This window comes from Janthinobacterium sp. HH102 (assembly GCF_001758625.2).
Lineage (GTDB): Bacteria > Pseudomonadota > Gammaproteobacteria > Burkholderiales > Burkholderiaceae_D > Janthinobacterium.
On sequence record NZ_CP062062.1, the window covers coordinates 3,546,147 to 3,564,913 of the forward strand.

At 59.1% G+C, this 18,767-nt stretch carries 18 protein-coding genes; 10 read left to right on the plus strand and 8 right to left on the minus strand.

The window, feature by feature from the left end; all coding sequences use genetic code 11:
* Nucleotides 1-6 precede the first annotated feature (6 nt).
* Nucleotides 7-1,365, minus strand: coding sequence for a glycosyl hydrolase family 18 protein (locus JAB4_RS16065; RefSeq protein WP_227741967.1), 1,359 nt, complete (start codon nt 1,363-1,365; stop codon nt 7-9).
* Nucleotides 1,366-1,967: 602 nt separating this feature from the next.
* On the opposite strand from JAB4_RS16065, the gene JAB4_RS16070 reads away from it, so the two are divergent.
* Nucleotides 1,968-2,606 carry an SDR family oxidoreductase gene (locus JAB4_RS16070; RefSeq protein ID WP_070218875.1) on the plus strand — a complete coding sequence of 213 codons (639 nt, stop codon included), beginning with the start codon at nt 1,968-1,970 and terminating at the stop codon, nt 2,604-2,606.
* Between the two features lie 247 nt (nt 2,607-2,853).
* Here the strand turns inward: JAB4_RS16070 and JAB4_RS16075 are convergent, their stop codons facing one another.
* Together JAB4_RS16075 and JAB4_RS16080 are read right to left on the minus strand one after the other, a co-directional pair.
* Complete coding sequence (locus JAB4_RS16075) at nt 2,854-4,683, minus strand: AAA family ATPase (protein WP_071650153.1); 1,830 nt, start codon at nt 4,681-4,683, stop codon at nt 2,854-2,856.
* Between the two features lie 182 nt (nt 4,684-4,865).
* Nucleotides 4,866-5,459 carry a hypothetical protein gene (locus JAB4_RS16080; protein WP_070218795.1) on the minus strand — a complete coding sequence of 198 codons (594 nt, stop codon included), beginning with the start codon at nt 5,457-5,459 and terminating at the stop codon, nt 4,866-4,868.
* 202 nt (nt 5,460-5,661) lie between these two features.
* Here JAB4_RS16080 and JAB4_RS16085 point away from each other — a divergent pair, with 202 nt between their 5' ends.
* A complete protein-coding gene (locus JAB4_RS16085) occupies nt 5,662-6,993 on the plus strand; it encodes a S41 family peptidase (RefSeq protein WP_070218796.1) in 1,332 nt (443 codons plus the stop codon).
* Nucleotides 6,986-7,480 (plus strand): MarR family transcriptional regulator, encoded by a 495-nt coding sequence (locus JAB4_RS16090; protein ID WP_217494519.1) that lies wholly within the window; start codon nt 6,986-6,988, stop codon nt 7,478-7,480. Before JAB4_RS16085 ends, JAB4_RS16090 begins: the two co-directional genes overlap by 8 nt.
* A gap of 19 nt (nt 7,481-7,499) precedes the next feature.
* Here the strand turns inward: JAB4_RS16090 and JAB4_RS16095 are convergent, their stop codons facing one another.
* Both JAB4_RS16095 and JAB4_RS16100 read right to left on the minus strand, forming a co-directional pair.
* Nucleotides 7,500-7,913: a MerR family transcriptional regulator gene (locus tag JAB4_RS16095; RefSeq protein ID WP_070218797.1), complete on the minus strand. Its 414-nt coding sequence runs from the start codon at nt 7,911-7,913 to the stop codon at nt 7,500-7,502.
* A 16-nt stretch (nt 7,914-7,929) separates the two neighbouring features.
* On the minus strand, nt 7,930-8,718 hold the full coding sequence (locus tag JAB4_RS16100; RefSeq protein ID WP_070218798.1) for a type 1 glutamine amidotransferase domain-containing protein: 789 nt from the start codon (nt 8,716-8,718) through the stop codon (nt 7,930-7,932).
* 235 nt (nt 8,719-8,953) lie between these two features.
* Here JAB4_RS16100 and JAB4_RS16105 point away from each other — a divergent pair, with 235 nt between their 5' ends.
* Together JAB4_RS16105 and JAB4_RS16110 are read left to right on the plus strand one after the other, a co-directional pair.
* Nucleotides 8,954-10,183: an NADH:flavin oxidoreductase/NADH oxidase family protein gene (locus tag JAB4_RS16105; protein ID WP_070218799.1), complete on the plus strand. Its 1,230-nt coding sequence runs from the start codon at nt 8,954-8,956 to the stop codon at nt 10,181-10,183.
* 43 nt (nt 10,184-10,226) lie between these two features.
* Nucleotides 10,227-11,219 (plus strand): acetoacetate decarboxylase (ADC), encoded by a 993-nt coding sequence (locus tag JAB4_RS16110; protein ID WP_070218877.1) that lies wholly within the window; start codon nt 10,227-10,229, stop codon nt 11,217-11,219.
* A gap of 38 nt (nt 11,220-11,257) precedes the next feature.
* On the opposite strand, the gene JAB4_RS16115 is transcribed toward JAB4_RS16110, so the two are convergent.
* Nucleotides 11,258-11,749 (minus strand): arsinothricin resistance N-acetyltransferase ArsN1 family B, encoded by a 492-nt coding sequence (locus JAB4_RS16115; RefSeq protein ID WP_070218800.1) that lies wholly within the window; start codon nt 11,747-11,749, stop codon nt 11,258-11,260.
* A 35-nt stretch (nt 11,750-11,784) separates the two neighbouring features.
* A complete protein-coding gene (arsH, locus tag JAB4_RS16120) occupies nt 11,785-12,543 on the minus strand; it encodes an arsenical resistance protein ArsH (protein ID WP_227741968.1) in 759 nt (252 codons plus the stop codon).
* 199 nt (nt 12,544-12,742) lie between these two features.
* Between arsH and JAB4_RS16125 the strand changes: the two genes are divergently transcribed.
* The 3 genes from JAB4_RS16125 (at nt 12,743) to JAB4_RS16135 (ending at nt 16,693) form a co-directional block, all read left to right on the plus strand.
* Entirely contained in the window at nt 12,743-13,777 is a 1,035-nt protein-coding gene (locus JAB4_RS16125; protein WP_217494522.1) for a zinc-dependent alcohol dehydrogenase, read from the plus strand.
* Nucleotides 13,778-13,878: 101 nt separating this feature from the next.
* Nucleotides 13,879-14,583 carry a hypothetical protein gene (locus tag JAB4_RS16130; RefSeq protein ID WP_070218803.1) on the plus strand — a complete coding sequence of 235 codons (705 nt, stop codon included), beginning with the start codon at nt 13,879-13,881 and terminating at the stop codon, nt 14,581-14,583.
* Nucleotides 14,584-14,743: 160 nt separating this feature from the next.
* Nucleotides 14,744-16,693, plus strand: a complete 1,950-nt coding sequence (locus tag JAB4_RS16135; RefSeq protein WP_139143678.1) for a cytochrome c/FTR1 family iron permease — start codon at nt 14,744-14,746, stop codon at nt 16,691-16,693.
* A gap of 79 nt (nt 16,694-16,772) precedes the next feature.
* Here JAB4_RS16135 and JAB4_RS16140 read toward each other — a convergent pair whose 3' ends face one another.
* Entirely contained in the window at nt 16,773-17,141 is a 369-nt protein-coding gene (locus tag JAB4_RS16140; protein ID WP_070218805.1) for a gamma-glutamylcyclotransferase family protein, read from the minus strand.
* Nucleotides 17,142-17,225: 84 nt separating this feature from the next.
* Between JAB4_RS16140 and JAB4_RS16145 the strand changes: the two genes are divergently transcribed.
* On the plus strand, nt 17,226-17,852 hold the full coding sequence (locus tag JAB4_RS16145) for a TetR/AcrR family transcriptional regulator (protein WP_070218878.1): 627 nt from the start codon (nt 17,226-17,228) through the stop codon (nt 17,850-17,852).
* Between the two features lie 89 nt (nt 17,853-17,941).
* Nucleotides 17,942-18,751, plus strand: coding sequence for an oxidoreductase (locus JAB4_RS16150; protein WP_070218806.1), 810 nt, complete (start codon nt 17,942-17,944; stop codon nt 18,749-18,751).
* Nucleotides 18,752-18,767 lie beyond the last annotated feature (16 nt).

The window sequence follows — 18,767 nt, forward strand, 5'->3', positions numbered from 1 at the left end:
TGCCGCTTACGGCAAGGTTTTCAGGACATTCTTCGTCGGCACGGAGAAGTTATAGCCGTCGTGGCGGTCCCAGTTGATTGACCACGTCATCACGCCGCGGAAGTCCGGATACGCCTGCAGAGGCTTGATGGTGCCGCAGTTGAGCAGGCGCGTCAGGCAATTCAGGGCGTTGCTGACGTCGGCATTCGTCGTGAAACCGGAACCAGCCGAGCTGCGGCCCGATGGCACGCCGAAGCCCACCTGGTCCGGACGCAAGCCGGCGAAGGTGTTGCCGCCATAGTTAAAACCCTCGATCAGCATGCGCGCCGTGGCTACCAGCTGGTCGGCCGAGCCCGCCTTGATGGCACCCGTGGCGTACGGCGTGTAGATGTCGCCATTGTTGTAGTACTGCGGGTGCAGCACCGTCAGCTCGCTGCGCAAGGCATTGATGATGGGAATGTAGGCGCCCCAGATGCTGCCGTAGCTCGTGTAGCCCCCTTCCACGTACACCCATTCCGGCGCCATCGACAAATAAAAGCTGCTGCCGACCTTGGCTTTCAGGTTTTTCACGGCGATCGGCAGATAGGTCTGGATGGCCGCGCCCTGCGCCACGCCGTTTTCCAGGTCCAGGTCGATGCCGTCGAAGCCGTACTTGGTGATGATGGCGTACAGACTGTTGGTGAAATTCGTCGCTTCGGCCGTGTTGCCGACGGAAACGGAACCGTTTTGCCCGCCCAGTGACAGGATGACTTTCTTGCCTTTCGCGCGCTTGGCGGCCACGTCGGCGATGAACTGCGCTTCCGTGCCCGCGCCCGGATCGATGGTCAGGCTGACATTGCCGCCGCCCGCGTTGTCGCCGAACGAGACGACGATCACGTCCCAGTCGTCGCTGACCTGGCTGATCGGATACGTGGCGCCGCTGGGGTTGGTGAAGTTGTGCCAGTAGCCGATCAGCGCGTGCTTGGCCAGGCCGGTAGGCGTCGGTGTCGGCGTTGGAGTTGGAGTCGGCGTTGGAGTTGGAGTCGGCGTTGGAGTCGGGGTAGGTGTTGGCGTCGGTGTTGGGGTTGGTGTCGGGGTGGGCGTTGGGGTAGGAGTCGGTGTCGGCGTACCGCAGTCTCCCACCACCGTCCATGGCTGGCCGCTGCCGGCGCCGCCGCTGCTGGTCGACGGGTTATTGCCTTGCGTCCACCAGTTGGCCGTGTAATTGACGTTGTTGTAGCTGGCCTTGCCGCCGCCATTGTAGGCGGTGCCGCTGTTCCATGGCGTGTAGCAGGCGACCGCTTCGGTGGCGCCGGCCAGCAGCTGGCTTGCGCCGGCGCTGGAGCCGTCGCCCCCGCCGCAAGCGGCCAACGTCCCGCCGAAGAGGGTAAGGATGAGGGTATTCATGACTGTCCGGTTCATTGCGTCTCCTTGTGTATTTTTTTCATGGCCGAGCCGGTTTATCACCGTCCGATTTTTCAGAGTGCAAGCATTGCAGGTGGTAGTCAACTGGTTTTATTGTTTGTGCAAGATCACAATACCAGTTGCGGACTTTCCCCTTCGGATGGGCGATGCGGGCCATACCAGTGCCTATTTTCCTGTGCGCTGGTATGGTGCCAGGAATGGTGCCGGGAGCAGGGCGGGGAAGGGAGGATGACTCTCTCAGCGGCTGCGGTATTGTTTCCTGGCGCAAATCGGCATGCGGCACGCGACACGTCCAGCAGCGACAGAAAGCGGCGGCAATGCGCTAAAAGAAGCGCCGGGCGTGGATGCGAATGGGTCATACGGGTCTCCTGATCGCTTATCCTATGTTGAGACTTCTCATTCAACATAGTCGGCAAGCACCTGATTTCATTGAAATTACAAGGCCAGCAATCTACCGCTGGACAAGGCGATGGGCTGGCGTTCATGGCGCGTTTTTGTCCTTTTTTCAAGCGCACCGTGTTCCTTTCGTTAAAGAAAGCCTGTAACTTCCTGCATGGCAGCGTGCAATGACGAAAGCGATAACGATGAAAAAGATATTGATACTGGGTGCAGGCGGACAGGTGGCGCAGTGGGTCATCCGCGCCTTTGCGAGCCGTAAAGACTTCGCCTTGACGCTGTTGCTGCGCAATCCCGGCAAGCAGCCAACGCCAGTCCCGGCCAACGGCAACGTGCTGGCCGGTGACGTGCTGGACCAGGCTTTGCTGCGGCAAACGATGCCCGGTCACGACGTGGTCTACGCCAATCTGGTGGGCGACGACATGGAACAGCAGGCCAACAGCATCATTGCCGCCATGCGGGCCTCGGGCGTCGAACGCCTGATTTTCGTCCTGTCGATGGGCATCTACGATGAAGTTCCCGGCAAATTCGGCGAGTGGAACAACGCCATGCTGGCCGAAGACCTGAAACCATTCCGCCGCGCCGCCGACGCCATCGAAGCGTCGGGCCTGGCATACACCATCGTGCGTCCAGCCTGGATGACGAACGAAGACGAAGTCGACTACGAACTGACCACGCGCCACGCGCCATTCAAAGGCACCGTGGTCTCGCGCCGGAGCGTGGCAGACCTGATCGCCAGCATCATCGAAACGCCAGACCTGCACCGGCACGCCAACCTGGGCGTGAACAAACCGAACACGGACGGGGACAAGCCGTATTTTATGTAGCTGGTGAGCCACCGGCGACAGCGACGCGCAAAGGGCCAAAATCGCATTTGCGATTGTATAAGTTGCAAAACGGGGGATTTGACAAATTCATCCATAACTTCGCATAATTTATATTATGTAAAACGAAGGAAAGAGGCGGAACATACTTTTAGTAGTTCTAACCTACCAATGTGATTTATCACACGCTCGTCAGCAGGTCGCAATTTTTGCTAAGACCACAATCTGCTGACGCTACCTCCTGGATGCCCTAACTAGCAAAAACTATTAGTTTTGAAAAAAGTTCAGTCAATTCAGATTTTTCAACATCTCCCTCGCGATACTGCGACCGCCTAATAATCTGTTCAGCCGTCATGCTAGGCCAGAACCGATCAATAACATCATCTGGCTTCATGCCTACAGCATTTCCAATTATTTTTTTAGCGTCACAAGTGTCTGTAAAAAATACTCTATGACCAGTTTCTGAAAAAATCATATCCGCACATAGGTAATTTTCGACCTCACGCTTCCGTGTTGAATGAAAAGTTCTTCCTTTGCTTTCAACCTCTTCTTGGCGCTTTTTTATAGATTTCACTTGACTGGGATCACCACCAATATCTGAATCTAAAAATACGCACCACGGCAATCCAAGATCATCTGCCAGATTTAAGGTAACCCAATGCTTCACACTGCCGCAACCACCAATTAAAATAGGTACAATTCCAACTTCTTCCAAATTGGCAGGTATGTGACCTGCATCTTTTAAAATCCTAGCAGCATGACGCAAAAATGTCACATCTGACTTGCCTTCCACTAAGACTATTGCCTTCGCACGTTCCATACCAGTTTCTGGTAGAATTCCCAGACTTTCGGCAGCGGATTTTAAGACCTCGGGTGAAGGCATTTTTATTATAGGAACCCCATTGCTATCCTTTGTTACATATCTAATTCCCTCCGTCGGCATTAAGCCAGCAAGTGCCGGAACGTGGGTTGTAACTATAATTTGCCGGTTTGGCTGATTAGCAAGCGTTAAAAGAGCTTTCATCAACATCATTTGATAATTAGGATGCTGAGAGGTTTCTGGCTCCTCGATTGCATAGATAACGTTACGCTGAGAGCCGATCGCCAATTTTTCTGCTTCCGCACGGAAGAAATTTAACAAAATTAGTCGACGCACACCGCTTCCACGTTTATTTATTGGAATTCCATTTTCTCCGTCCAGAGTAAAATTAAAAGTCCATTTAGGCTTTTCCTTAAAACGAGGGGTAAGTTCATTCGCTAATTCTGGTGCCATTTCCCTTAATTTATCTAGTGTCCGAGATGCTACATCTAGTACGCTTGCCTCAACCTGTTGTTCTAATGCGGCAATTTGAACGTTGAGTGCACCGAGAGCATCTTTCACAGCCTGTTGTAATGGATTTTTAGCCTCAGCATCACCATCACTGCTTTCTCGATCAGCCTTAAAAAGTGCAAATGTCGGCAAATGATCTTGAATTTTTCCCCAAATCGATTTGCTATCAGTAGAAAGAGATTTTTCCACATCTAGAAGAGTTTGCTTACATTCCAACATAGGTTCACTTGCACGAATCGCCAGTCGCCATAATGAAGCAACACGCTTGTCTTCCACTGCATCAGCGACGCCGAGTGCCTCAGCAATCTTTTTTAAATCCGCAATTTTTAGACTTAAAAGCGTGCTGATAACCTTATCTGCTGGATGGTTACACAAAATCGATGTGCGCTCAATTTTTCCTGTATTTGCTTTAAAAGACTTTACTATTTCCAAATCGCCATCGGCATTAAGCAAATATTCTTGAGCAAGGGATGTCTTAACTTTTTCATCCAGAACAAGCAATTCAGGAAGTTCATTAAAGGTACAAGCTATTTCAAATTGTTCCATCCCTTCTTGAAGACTAAAGCAATTCATATCATTTTTGTCTGCCTTCGCACCATCTGTATCAAAAAAAATGGCGAGTGCTTCCAAAATAGTTGATTTTCCATAATCATTTCTTCCAACTATGCCGGTCATAGCTTCATCTATTGGAATAATAGTGGCAGCGCGGTACCCTCGGAAATGACTTAACTTTATTGACTTTAAACGCATTTCTCTCCCCATTCCTATAATTTAAAAACTTAGCCAAATTAGCGATCGTACACTGAGTAAACTAAACGATGAATCTACTTAGTTGTTTTTTTAAAAAAGTCTCTTTTCCGCAACAAGTGACATATTTATAGAAATTCACATCATATTATGTTGCAGCAACTCAAAAATTAAGATACCGATCATTATTTATTAAAGTCGCCACGTTTGGCGCGCTCACAGAAACCATGACACCGAATTGCATCTTTAAAGCAACGCTCACATACACGTTGTCGCAAACAGTACCGAGCCTGTTGTATAGCCCATTTTGGAACACCAAGCATATACATAAAGTCGCCTAGAACACTGGTTCGGTTGACTGCCCGCCAGTTTGTCCGCCTGGAGTTACGAATAATCCAGTACTGATTGCGAAACTCATCCTCAATTTGCTCCAGTATCCGCAGTGTATTAGCGTCAAAATTTGCCATATCACTTCCCTCCTCCCCGTCTATCAAGGTGGAGTAACTTTCAGAACGGACAATCGCCCAGCGCTTGGGCAATCCGGGTGCAGTCGCCAGGTACACGACGCCGAGATTGTTGTTGCACCAGGTCTGCAGGCCGTCCATGCAATGACCTGATAGCGCCTGGAATGCGACTTGCGCAGCGCGCAGCATGTTTGTACAAGACGGCACCCGCCATACATCCACTTCAGGCACCACGATGCCCCTGGAGCGGAAGTAGCGTTTCTGGTCGAGCGCCCTGCACTGCGTTTCCTTGTCGCAATACTTTGTCGCGCTCATTGAAGAACAGGCTCTTGGCGCTTTGCATTTTCATGTGGCCGTCAAGTTCGTGGCACAGCATGTTTTCTCTGTAGGTGACTGTGGAGTGTGGCCATGCGATCAGTACCGGCTGGAAGCCGCCCGCCCGATGCTGCCTAATTTTTTATACAACACATTGCGCAATATATTGTATTCTTGAGTCTCATCGGGGAGAAACATCAGAATGCGCTATCACTCATGTCTGCTTCAAGCGCTGTCGGCGCTGTCCGTCATTTGCGCATCGGGCGCTTTTGCCGAGGTGCCGGGCATCTCGCGAGACGAAAAAGACGCGATCATCGCCTCCCTCAACAGCACCTTGAATACGAACTACGCGTTTCCGGACATCGCGCGAAAAATTGCGCCGGTGCTTCAGGAGCGTCTGAAAAAGGGAGATTATGACTCGGCGGCGACGAAGGCAGAGTTTGCGAGCAAGCTGACCGACGATCTCATCAAAGTCAGCGGCGACCTGCATTTCTTCGTGGGTGCCGACGCAAAATGGATCGCGGAATTCAAGGCGAAAGCCAACCCGGCGCTCAAGGCCAAGATACGAAAAGAAGAATTGAGCAGGTTGGAAGAGACCAATTTCGGTTTCGACGAGGTCGCTCGCCTGAAGGGCAATATCGGTTATATACGGTTCAGCTATTTTGCCGATCCCGAGCTTGCCTATGATACGGCCGCGTCCGTTATGCGCTTCGTCGGCAATACGGATGCCGTCATCATCGATTTGCGATATAACAATGGCGGACATCTGGAAATGGCGCAATTCCTGGCCAGCTATTTCTTCTCCAGCGAGAAAGACCAGCTGCTCTTCGACTATTATTACAATGAGGATGGCAAGCGTATCCAGCGAGGGCAATGGGTGCTGCCGGGCCTGCCGGGCAAGCGCATGGTGGACAAGCCCGTCTATATCCTGACCGGCTCCACGTCGTTTTCCTCCGCAGAATGGTTTTCCTATGCGATGAAAAAGCTCGGGCGGGCGACGCTGATCGGGGAGCGGACCGCCGGCGGTGCGCATCCGGTTGCGCGCAAGCCGCTCAACGACGATTTTTTCGTGCAAGTGCCAATCGGCCAGATCCAGGACTCCGTGGACCATGGCGATTTCGAAGGTGTTGGCGTGCAACCCGATATCCCTAGCCCCTCTATTCGCGCCCTTCCTCTGGCGCACAAGCTGGCGCTTGAACATCTGTCCAAGACCGATGACGCCAGGCGAACCGAACTTGCCTGGCTGCTCCCGACCCTGACGGCAGCGATCGAGCGCCCGCACGTCGATGCCGCGATGTTGGCGAAAGCCGCCGGAAAATACGAAGGCCGCCAGATCATCCTGGACAATGGCACGCTTTACTATCTCTGGCGCGAACGGTTCCGGGTCGCGCTTGAGCCGATCGGTCCCAACCTGTTTGCGGTGGAAGGCGTGTCGGATTTTCGATACCGCCTGACTACCTTGCGCGGAAAAGTGACGGAGCTGGAACGCGTGAACAAGGATGGCAGCATCCAGAGGTACAAGCGCCTTGACTAAAAAAACCCATCAACCGGCCCCGATCGATGACGCCGTGTTTCTCGGCCGCGCTGTCGAACGGCTGAGCGTCCTGATCGCCGAGCAATCCAAGACTGTCTTCGATACGATGGGGATCGTCATCCCGGTTCGTTCGTGTTCGCTGATGACTGTCCTGGCAACGCTCGGCACGGCCTCCGCTGCGGATCTGGCGCGCGAACTCGGACATTCGCACCAGCTGGTCATGCAAAAGATACCAAAGCTGCTCCGCCTGGGCCTCGTACGGTATCGGAACGATGACAATGATGCCCGGCGACGACTATTGGAGCCCACGGAGGAAGGCTTGTCGCAGCTCGCGAAATTCGAGCAGTGCACGGTGCTGATACGGGCGGCCTATGCCGACCTGTTTGCCGAGGTGGGAGACGTCAGGCAATTCGTGGACCGGGCCGCCGATGCGCTCAACGAGAGGCCGCTGGACAAGCGCATCCATTCCCCGGCGCGTTTGACCTGACGCACAAGCAGTTTTGTCTTCAGTTTTTGCTGGCTATCCCCATGCTTTCCATGATCCTGGCCGTATTATCCTTGCAGTCCAGCTCATCGGGTTTTGCCTCGATCATCTGAATCAGCGACAGCAGATGGGCCTTGTTCTGCGCCAGCCGCACTTCCAGCGACTCGATATCGGCGATCTTCTTCTTGAGCGCCACCATCAGCTCATCATGTTTCCATGATGAAATATCCTCCGGCAAGACCTGCCTGATTTCGTCCAGGGAAAAGCCCGCCTGCTGGGCGTCGGTGATGATGGACAGTACCGCCACCGCTTCCAGCGGATAGTCGCGGTAGCCGTTCGATTGCCGGTCCACGGCTTTCAGCAAGCCCTTGGCTTCATAGAAGCGTATCGTGGACGCCGCCAGGCCGCTGCGCTTGGCCAGTTCGCCGATTTTCATCTTTTTTCCTGCTCCCTTATTGTGGTGTGTTATTCCGCAGGGCCGCGAGCAGCGCTTGCGCCACTTCCTTGCTCGATCCGGGGTTCTGGCCCGTGACGAGGCGGCCATCGGTCATGACGAAGCTGCCGAACGGGATGAAGCCTTTATCATATAGCGCTCCCCTGCCCTCGAGCTCGCTTTGCAGCAGATAGGGTACCTGATCCTTGATGCCGGCCAGCGATTCCTCCGTATTCGAAAACCCCGTCACGCGGCGCCCTTGTATCAGCGGCTTGCCGTTGTCGTCCTGCAGGTCGAGCAGGCCGGCGGCGCCATGGCAGACGGAAGAAACGATGCCGCCGTTGCGGTAGATCGCCTCGGCAATGCGCTTGAGGTCCTGGTTGCCCTTGAAATCCCACATCGTGCCATGGCCGCCCGTGTAGAAAATAGCCCGGTAGCCAGCAGGATCGATGTCGGCCGCCGCTCGTGTCGACGCCAAAGCCGCCATGAAAGCGCGATCTTTCAAGTGGCTTTTTGCGGCGGCATCCATATACAGCCATCCCAGGCTGCGCTCATCGAGCGGCACGGCGCCGCCGTTCGGGCTGACGAAGTCGACGCCATAGCCGGCGTCCTTCAGCGCGTCATACACATGCGTCAGCTCCGTGAGCCAGAGCCCGGTATGGTCGTTTCTGCTCGGATACTGGGAATGATTGGTCATGACCACGAGTACCGTACCTGGTTCCCGCTTTGGCGACGCCGGTTCGGCAGCGACGATCTGCATGAACAGCAAGGGCATGAGCGCGAGGAAAAGCTGCTTGAAAACTGACATGGGATCGTCCTCCTGATGATTGAGTGGCCTGCGCCATGTGATCCACTATAAGCTTAAAGCCAACTTGAATGTCAAGTGACAGATGGGCGGTGACAGGATTTTGTTGTCTCAGGCTGCTGCGTTTCTTCCAGCCCGTGTTGCGAACGGTACACAGGCAAAAAAAGTGCGTTTTAGAGCTTGACCTTCAAGTTAGCTTAAAGCTTATCGTGAGGTCATCGCAACCCTGGAGATAAGCATGAAGCCTTTTACCCCACTGACGCTGCCCAATGGAAGCGTCATTCCGAACCGCCTCGCCAAAGCCGCCATGGAAGAGAACATGGCTGACAACGATCACGCGCCCTCACAGGAGCTGATCCGCCTGTACCAGTCGTGGGCCGACGGTGGCGTTGGCTTGATGATCACTGGAAATGTGATGATTGACCGCCGCGCCATGACGGGACCGGGCGGCGTAGTGCTCGATTCTGCGCAATTTGGCGCCCGCTTCGGGCAATGGTCGCGCACTGCCCGTTCACGCGGGGCGCAGATCTGGATGCAGATTAACCATCCCGGACGCCAGATGCCGGCCGCCATGGGACAGGAAACCATCGCGCCTTCGGCCGTGCCCATGGATATGGGCAACTTTTCCAAGCAGTTTTCCGCGCCGCGGGCAATGACGGAAGCCGACATTGCCGACGTCAAGCAGCGCTTCATCGATACCGCCAAGCTGGCGGAGCAGTTCGGCTTTACGGGCGTGCAAATCCATGCCGCGCACGGCTACCTGCTCAGCCAGTTCCTCTCCCCTATTACAAATAAACGCACGGACCGCTGGGGCGGCTCGCTCGAGAACCGGGCACGGCTGCTGGTGGACGTCGTCAACGGGGTGCGGCAAGCCGTGGGCAAAGGCTTTGCCGTCGCCGTGAAGCTCAACTCGGCGGATTTCCAGAAAGGCGGCTTCAGCTCGGAGGACGCCAGGCAGGTGGTTTCCATGCTCAACAGCCTGGGCGTGGACCTGATCGAATTGTCCGGCGGCAGTTACGAAGCCCCTGCCATGCACGGCCAGACCCGCGACGGCCGCACCTTGGCCCGCGAAGCGTATTTCCTGGAGTTTGCCAAGGACATCGCCACCGTGGCCACGATGCCCATCATGGTGACGGGCGGCATACGCCGCTACCCGGTGGTCGAGCAAGTGCTGGGCAGCGGCATCGCCATGGCAGGGATGGGAACGGCGCTGGCCATCGACCCGCACTTGCCGAAAGCATGGCGTGCCGATCAATCGGCCAGCCCCTTGCTCAGGGCAATTACCTGGAAAAACAAGGTGCTGTCGTCGATCGGCTACATGGCGATGGTCAAGTATCAGTTGCGGCGCCTGAGCCAGGGCAAGCCAACGAAGCCCAATGTGGCACCGGCCCTGGCGCTGGCGATGCAGCAATGGGAAACCGCCATCAGGAACCGGCAGTATCGCCGCCGCATGAATAGCGGCGTGTGAATTGAATTTTTTAAATCCAACATAAAAGGTGCAAGCAATGAACATGAAAATTGCCGCGGCGGTATCCGCATTGATATGGAGTGCCGCCGCCGTCCCGTCGCGGGCCGACAGTCCTGCCGAAAACAAGCAGGTCATCATCAATATCGCCGGCCATGACGTGCCGGTGGCGGCCGGCGGCCTGTATGACCGCTATCGCTCGAACCCGCCCTTGTCGGTGATTGCGGCGGAAGCGCCAGACGTGGACTTGAGCTGGTTCAAGGGAATCAAAAAAGAAAAGGTCGCCATCGGCTTTGACTCGTATTCACCGAATTTTTATTATAAAAACAGCAAAATCACGGCCGTCTTCACGGCCGACCTGGCAAGGCTGAAGGAACTGATGCCGGAAGATATACTGAAGCAGGTGCAGCCATTGCAAGTGTGGCCGGGCCGGGGCGCGGTGGCGTTGACGGCCTACGCGTATGAATACTGCGACAACGACAGCTACAATGAAATTTCCCTGGCGATCGTGACGAACAAGCCCGGCACGTCCAGTTTCGGCCCTTTCACCTTGCTGGGACAATCGCTGTCCAACGATTTCTGGGGCTATGTGCTCAAGCTGCCCGTGAACACGGAACTGGCCAGGGTGCGCGGCGTCGTAGGCTACAACCTGCCCAAGTGGCTGACCGGCATCGAGCGCAAGGAAACGGACGCCGCCGTCTCCTTTGAAGTCATGGATAGCGCAACGGGCAAGCTCGATTTTGTCTTCGCGGGGAAAAAGCTGGACGGCCTGTCGCACCAGGCCGAGCTGGTGACGAACAGCTTCACCAACCAGGATGACGCCGGCCAGCTCACTTATGGCTATGCCGTTTCGCGCCAGCTCAGCCATGCAACGAGCACGAGCGCGGAAGCGGTCGGCCTGACACTGGGCGACGGCAGCTTCTCCAGCTATCTCAAGTCATTGAAGCTGGGGAAGATGATGAAATATGAATATGTGCCGGAATTTCAAAATGCGCTGTATGCGCCGAAACCATTAACAGAGCTCGGTGCCGAAAAATGATTTTTTGAAATGGCGCCAGGCGGGCAGCAACGGGACGCTTACTCCTCCTGTAGCTGCAATTCCCAATACCCCACGTCGATCCACCGGCCGAATTTACGGCCGACCCGCTTGAACATGGCCGCCTTCTCGAATCCCAGGCGCTCATGCAAGGCGACGCTGGCGTCGTTGGGCTGTGCGATGCCGCCGATGACCACCTGCAGTTGTCGCCGGCGCAAGTCCTCGATGAGCGCGCTGTACAGCTGCCGGCCGATGCCCTGCCCCACGCATTCGTGCGCTAGGTACACCGTCGATTCGACGGAAAAACGATAGGCGCTGCGGGCGCGCCAAGGCGTCGCGTAGGCGTAGCCGAGTATCCTGCCGTCGCGCTCGAAGACATACCACGGCAACTGTGCCCCCACAGAGGCGATACGCTGGGCCATTTCGTCGGTGTCCACCACCCGTTCTTCGAAGGTGATGGTGGAGTTGCTGACGTAATGGTTGTAGATTTCTATGATCGCGGCGGCGTCGGCGGTGGTGGCAAGTCGTATCATCAGGCCAATCCTGGTCGAAGGGTGGCAAAGACAGTTTATTTGCGCGGCATCTCGTGCGCCATGGCCGCCGCGGCAAGGGCGCGCGCATCGAGCGGCATGGATTCCTTGCGCTCGCTGTAGCGGCTGGTCAGGTAATCGGAGCGGTCGCGCACGACCAGGGTGAATTTATACAATTCTTCCATGACGTCGACCAGGCGGTCGTAGTACGGCGACGGTTTCATGCGGTCGTTGTCGTCGAACTCCTGGTAGGCCTTGGCGACGGACGACTGGTTCGGGATCGTCACCATGCGCATCCAGCGGCCCAGCACGCGCAAGCCGTTGACGGCGTTGAACGATTGCGAGCCACCCGACACCTGCATCACCGCCAGGGTGCGCCCTTGCGTGGGACGCACGCTGCCCATTTCCAGCGGCAGCCAATCGATCTGCGACTTGAACACGCCCGTCACGGCGCCATGGCGTTCCGGACTGCACCAGACCTGGCCTTCCGACCACAGCGACAAGGCGCGCAGCTCCTGCACCTTGGGATGGTCGGGGCTGACGCTGTCGACCATGGGCAAGCCATGCGGGTCGAAGACCCGTGTCTCGGCGCCGAAATGCTGGAGCAGCCGCTGCGCCTCCAGGGTCAGCAAGCGGCTGAATGAACGTTCACGCAGCGATCCGTACAGCAGCAGGATGCGTGGCGGATGCGTGGCCACCGCCGGCGGCGCCAGTTTATCGAGGGTCGGCGTATCGAGGTGGGCTGCGCTGATGTTGGGCAAGTCATGCATGGTGGTTTCCTTGTTTAATAATTCCATGATAGTCGAATTATGGAATTAATGTAAGCCTGTTTTATAGCAGAACGGATTCCCCTCTCCCCGTATAAGTTGATGTATATCAATCATTTTTTGTATCGTGTGCAGCAGAATATGACCATGCGCAAGTCGCTATCCAATAGACGATTGGTCCGCGTCTGCGCCCCGCACTACTCCGTACATACTTCAAAGGAATACCATGATCCCCACTACCATGAAAGCCGCCGTTGTCGAGCAACTGGGCCAGCCGCTGGTGCTGCGCGACGTACCCGTGCCTGTGCCCGGTCCCGGCCAGATCCTCGTCAAGACGGAAGCATGCGGCGTCTGCCACACGGACTTGCATGCGGCGCGCGGCGACTGGCCCGTCAAGCCGACGCCGCCATTCATTCCCGGCCACGAAGGCATCGGCGTGGTGGTGGAGTTGGGCACGGGCGTGACCGAGGTGCGGCTGGGCGACCGGGTCGGCGTGCCCTGGCTCTATTCCGCTTGCGGCCATTGCGAACATTGCCTGGCAGCCTGGGAAACCGTGTGCGCCGAGGCGCAGTTCGGCGGCTACACGAAAAATGGCGGCTTCGCCGAATACATCCTGGCCGACCCGCGCTACGTCGCGCATATTCCGGCCGGTCTTTCCGCCGTGCAGGCGGCGCCCATCATCTGCGCCGGCGTAACGAGCTACAAGGGCATCAAGGAAACGGGCGCGCGGCCGGGCCAATGGCTGGCCGTGTCCGGCATCGGCGGACTGGGCCACCTGGCCATCGAATATGCGGTGGCGATGGGCTTGCGCGTGGCGGCCGTTGACATCGATGAAGGCAAGCTCGAGCACGCACGCGCCCTCGGCGCCGAAGTGACGATCAATGCGCGCCAGGGCGACCCCGTGGCAGCCTTGCGCGAAGCGACGGGCGGCGGCGCCCATGGCGTACTCATCACGGCGCCGTCGATCGATGCCTTCCAGCAAGGCGTGGCGATGACGCGCAAGCGCGGCACCTGCGTATTGGTGGGCTTGCCGCCGGGCGACTTCCCTACGCCGCTGTTCGACGTCGTCGCCAACTGCGTAACGATACGCGGCTCTTTTGTCGGCACCCGCCAGGACATGGCCGAGGCGTTGGCGTTTGCCGCCACAGGCAAGGTCACGGCCGGCATCGAATTGCAGCCGCTGTCGGCCATCAACGAAGTCTTCAGCCGCCTGGAACATGGCAAGGTTGCCTCGCGCGTGGTGCTCGATTTCAGCAGCAGCTGAGCGCGACTCCCGCCGCGCGGCCGGTGTGTCCTATGGTGCGACGGCAAGCAATTGCCGTTGTTATCATGGCATTTCATAAAAGACACAACAAGGACACCGCGATGAAAAAAACCCTCTCCGGCCTGCTGGCCTGCGCCGCCCTCGCCTGGCCGCTTGCGGCCGGCGCGGCCGACCAGGCTCCATCCGCGCTGCCCGGACATTATTACCTGCAAGGCGTGATGGAAACGGGTTCCGAGCTGCTGCTGAAAAAGGACGGCACCTTCGAATGGGTGCTCAGCTACGGCAATACCGACCAGCAAGCCAGCGGCGAGTGGCGCGTTGCCGGCGACACGGTGACCCTGGTGACGGGCAACAGCGGCAAGGAGCCGCAGTTCCGCGTGTTCGAGGAAGCGGAAATGCGCATCCAGAAACCGGCCGAAGCGGGCCTGTGGGTGGCCATCGTCGGCTTCCCCAAAGTGGGGCCGATGGCCGGCGTGGAGGTAAAATTCGAGGCGCAAAGCGGGAAGACGGCCACGGCGGTAAGCGTGGCGAACGGCGACGCCATCGTCCGCATGCCGGCGTCGGAACGCTGGGTGCGCGCCGGCTTGCGCCGCCAGGGTTCAACAGCCGACTATCAATGGCTGGCCGTGCCGGCGGCGCGCGCGCAGGAACGCATCGCCGCGTTCGCCGTCACCGACGCGCAGTGGCTGCGGGGCCAGGCATTCCAGAAGCTGGCCTTGCGCGTCGTCGATGGCGGTCTGAAAGTCGACGATGCGGACAATGGCCTGTCCAGGGGCTTGTACGCCAAACCGGCATCGAAGCAGTAGCCCTCAATCTACCTCATTCCATTGCGCAAACGCCTTGCACCTGGCCAGCAATATCGGCCAGGGCAGCGCTGTTTTGCGCCCACGCACGCCCGTGCGCCGTTGACACCCTGCGCCGTCTGTCCTATAGTCGCCGGGTTAACGACAAATGAGAATGAGAATCATGTTCACTTCTATCAAGAGATGGCTGGTCTGCTATCCGCTCGTGGCTGCCAGCCTCAGCCTGTTACTGGCCGGAGGCGCGCAGGCGCAGGCGGCCGATCCTGGCGCCGGCGCCAAGCAATTGTGGCAATTGATTGACTACGTTGCCGTCGATTACAGCGGCGCCGTCGAGCACGGCAAGGTGGTCAGCGAGGCGGAATACGCGGAAATGCTCGACTTTACCGACAACGCAACGACGCAGATCGCCGCCCTGCCCGCCCACGCATCGCAGGCGGCCATCGCCGCCGCCATCGCCGACCTGCGCAAAGCCGTCGTGGCCAAGGCCGATGGCGTGGAAGTCAAGCGCCTGGCGCACCACGCGAATGACTTGCTGATTGCCGCCTACCCGATACCCGTGGCGCCGAAAGTGCTGCCGAACCTGGCGCGCGGCGCGGCCCTGTATGCGGCCCAGTGCGCCTCTTGCCACGGCGTGGCCGGCGGCGGCGATGGTCCGCTGGCGGCAAGCCTGGAGCCGAAACCGATCGCCTTCACGGATGGCGAACGGGCGCAGTCGCGCAGCCTGATGGCCCTGTACCAGGTCATTTCGCAAGGCGTGGCGGGCACCTCGATGGCCAGTTTCGGCCAGTTGTCCGAAAACGAGCGCTGGGACCTGGCTTTCTATATCGGCGGCATGTCGCACGATGCGGCGGCAAGCGCGCGCGGCGAAAAACTGTGGCAGGACGATCCGCGCAGCAAAAAACTGTACGCGGACCTGGCCGCCGTGACGACCGTGACGCAGGAAGCTGCGGCCGCCAAGCTGGGCGCGGACGAGGCGCAAGCCTTGACGGCATACCTGCGCAGCCATCCTGACAAGGCCGAGGCGCACAAGCCTGCCGGCCTGGCCCTGTCGCGTATGCGCCTGGAAGAAAGCCTCGCCGCCATGCATGCGGGCGACCGCGCGGCCGCCACGCGCCTGGGCCTGTCCGCCTACCTGGACGGTTTCGAGCCGATCGAGCCGATGGTCGGCGCGCGCAACAAATCCCTGCTGCTGGCCGTGGAAAACGCCATGCTGGCCTACCGCTCCGCCGTTGCCAAGGGCACGGTGGCCGACGCCGAGGCGGCCGGCGACAAGCTGCAGCAACTGTTTACCCACGTGGAAGCGGAACTGGGCGACGCCAAGGCCGATCCGATGACGACTTTTGTCGGCGCCCTGACGATCCTGCTGCGCGAAGGCGTGGAAGCGCTGCTGATCGTCATCGGCATCATCGCCTTCCTGCGCAAGGCCAAGCGCAACGACGTGTTGCCCTACGTGCATGCGGGCTGGGCCAGCGCCCTGGTGGCGGGCGGCCTGACGTGGGTGGCGGCAACCTATCTGGTGACCATCAGCGGCGCCAGCCGCGAGGTGAGCGAGGGTCTCGGTTCCGTGTTCGCGGCCCTGGTCCTGCTCAGCGTGGGCTTGTGGATGCACCAGAAGAGCAGCGCCGGGCGCTGGCAGGAATATTTGCACGAGAAACTCACGGCGGCGATGACGCGGCGCTCGGCCTGGGGCCTGTTCGCCCTGGCCTTCATCGCCGTCTACCGCGAAGTGTTTGAAACCGTGCTGTTCTATTCCGCCCTGGCGGCGGACGGCAACGGCGGCGCCCTTCTGGGCGGCTTCCTGGTGGCCATCGTGCTGCTGGTCGTCATCGCCTGGGCCTTGCTGCGCACCAGCGCCCGCATGCCGATCGGCAAGTTCTTCTCGTGGACGTCGGCCTTCGTGGCCGTGCTGGCCGTGATTTTGATGGGCAAAGGCGTGGCCGCGCTGCAGGAAGCGGGCTGGGTCGGCGTCACCCCCGTCGACTTCATGCGCATCGACTTGCTGGGCATCCTGCCGACGGCGGAAACCCTGCTGGCGCAGGCGTCCATCGTGGCCATCATCATCGCCGGCTATGGCTGGAACCGCGTCTCCGCAGGCAAGCGCAAGCTGGCCTGACCTTGCAATAGCCGGCATGGGCAAGCCGCCCGTGCCGGCACTTCCGCACTTTTTCCCCATTCACCTGTTGCCATGCCGCTCAAGGAGCGGCATGGCGCGCATCCACGTAGGCCCAGGCTTGCAGGCCCGACGCCAGGGTCACGCGTTCGCGCCGGTAGTCGGCCACCTCGTAACCATCCGCCTGCCGCAATTCCTCGAGCGAGACGGCCAGTACGGCGCCCGGCACGCTATCCGTCGGTTCGCCGCGCGAGGCGATCGGATGATGCGTCTTGCCGCTGGTCGCCACCACCTGCGCATCGTCGATGGCCAGCAGCGCCAGACGGTAGCCGGGTAACTGGTCGGGCCCGCTGTCGAGCAGGCGCCCGAAGGTGGCCAGTTGCACCCCGGGCTGCTGCAAGGTGCCGTAGGAAAACAGGTGTTCCATCGTTGCCGTTGAAATAGTTGCCATCTGTCGCTCCTGGTCGCATGTCGATAGCATGCATCGTAACGCCTTTTGGCGGCACAAGCCCTGCACGGTTTTGAAAACTGCGATATGATGACCATCATGCAGAACTCATCCAACAAATCATCTGACAAGCAACCCTCGGCGCAAAGCCGCAAGGAAGCCACCCACGAACGCATCGTCGAGGTGGCCACGCGCGCCATCCGCCGCAGCGGCTATGCGGGCACGGGCGTGGCCGATATCATGAAGGAAGCGGGCCTGACGCACGGCGGCTTTTATGCGCACTTCGCCTCGCGCGACGCGCTGCTGGCCGAAGCGGGCGACCGCGCGGGCGCCGAAGCGGTGGCGCTGGCGGCCAGGGTGGCGGCCGCCGCCCCGCCCGGCCAGGCGCTGCAGGCGATGCTGGCCGCCTATCTGTCACCCGAACACATCGCCGCCATCGAGGTCGGCTGCCCCGTCTCGGCGCTGGGTTCGGAAATGCCGCGCCAGGCGCCCGAGGTGCGGCGCGCCGCCACCATCCACATCAAGGAAATGATCGACCTGTTCGCGCGCCAGCTGCCGAACTGGGGCCAGCCCGAAGCGCACGCGCAAGCCATGGCGACGGTGTGCGCCATGATCGGCACCACCATCCTGGCGCGCGCCGTCGACGAACCGGCGCTGTCGGACGCCCTGTGCGCCGCCACCCTGGCGCAGTTCCAGGACACAAACCAGCCGTAACACCCATGGCCCGGGTCCGTCCCGGGCTTTTTTCAAACAACAATATGACGATCATCATATTCAACACTATCAACCACTGAAGGACTGCCATGAACGATAACAAGATTGCCCTGGTCACCGGCGCCTCGTCCGGCATCGGCGCGGCCACGGCCCAGCGCCTGGCGCAAGCGGGCTACACGGTGTACGGCACCAGCCGCCGCGGCGCGCAAGCCGATGCGGTCGGCTACACGATGCTGGCGCTCGACGTCACCAGCGACGCTTCTGTCGCTGGCGCCGTGGCCGAGCTGATGCGGCGCGAAGGCCGCATCGACCTGCTGGTGAACAACGCCGGTTTCGGCGTGGCCCCGGCGGGCGCCGAGGAAAGCAGCGTGGCGCAGGCACAAGCCATCTTCGACACGAATTTCCATGGCGTCGTGCGCATGACCCTGGCCGTGCTGCCGCACATGCGGGCCCAGGGCGGCGGGCGCATCCTCAACATCGGTTCCGTCGTGGGCTTTTTGCCCATGCCCTACGGCGCGCTGTATTCGGCCACCAAGCATGCGATCGAGGGCTACACTGAATCGCTCGACCATGAAGTGCGCGGCTGGGGCATCCGCGCCAGCGTCATCGAACCGGCCTATACGAAAACCACGTTCGAAGCCAATCTGCTGGCGCCCGATACGCCGCTGTCCGCCTACCGGCAAGTGAGCGCGGCCGTCACAAGCCGGCTGCAAGCGCTGATGGCCGGCGCCGATGACCCTGGCGTCGTGGCCGATACCGTCCTGGCGGCGGCCCAGGCAAGCGAGCCGACATTGCGCTACACGGCCGGGCCGCTGGCGGCGCGCTTGCGCCTGATGCGCCGTTTCCTGCCCGCCGCGCTGATGGACGCGGGCTTGCGCAAGGACCTGCGCCTGGCCTGAACGCCAGCATTTTTTC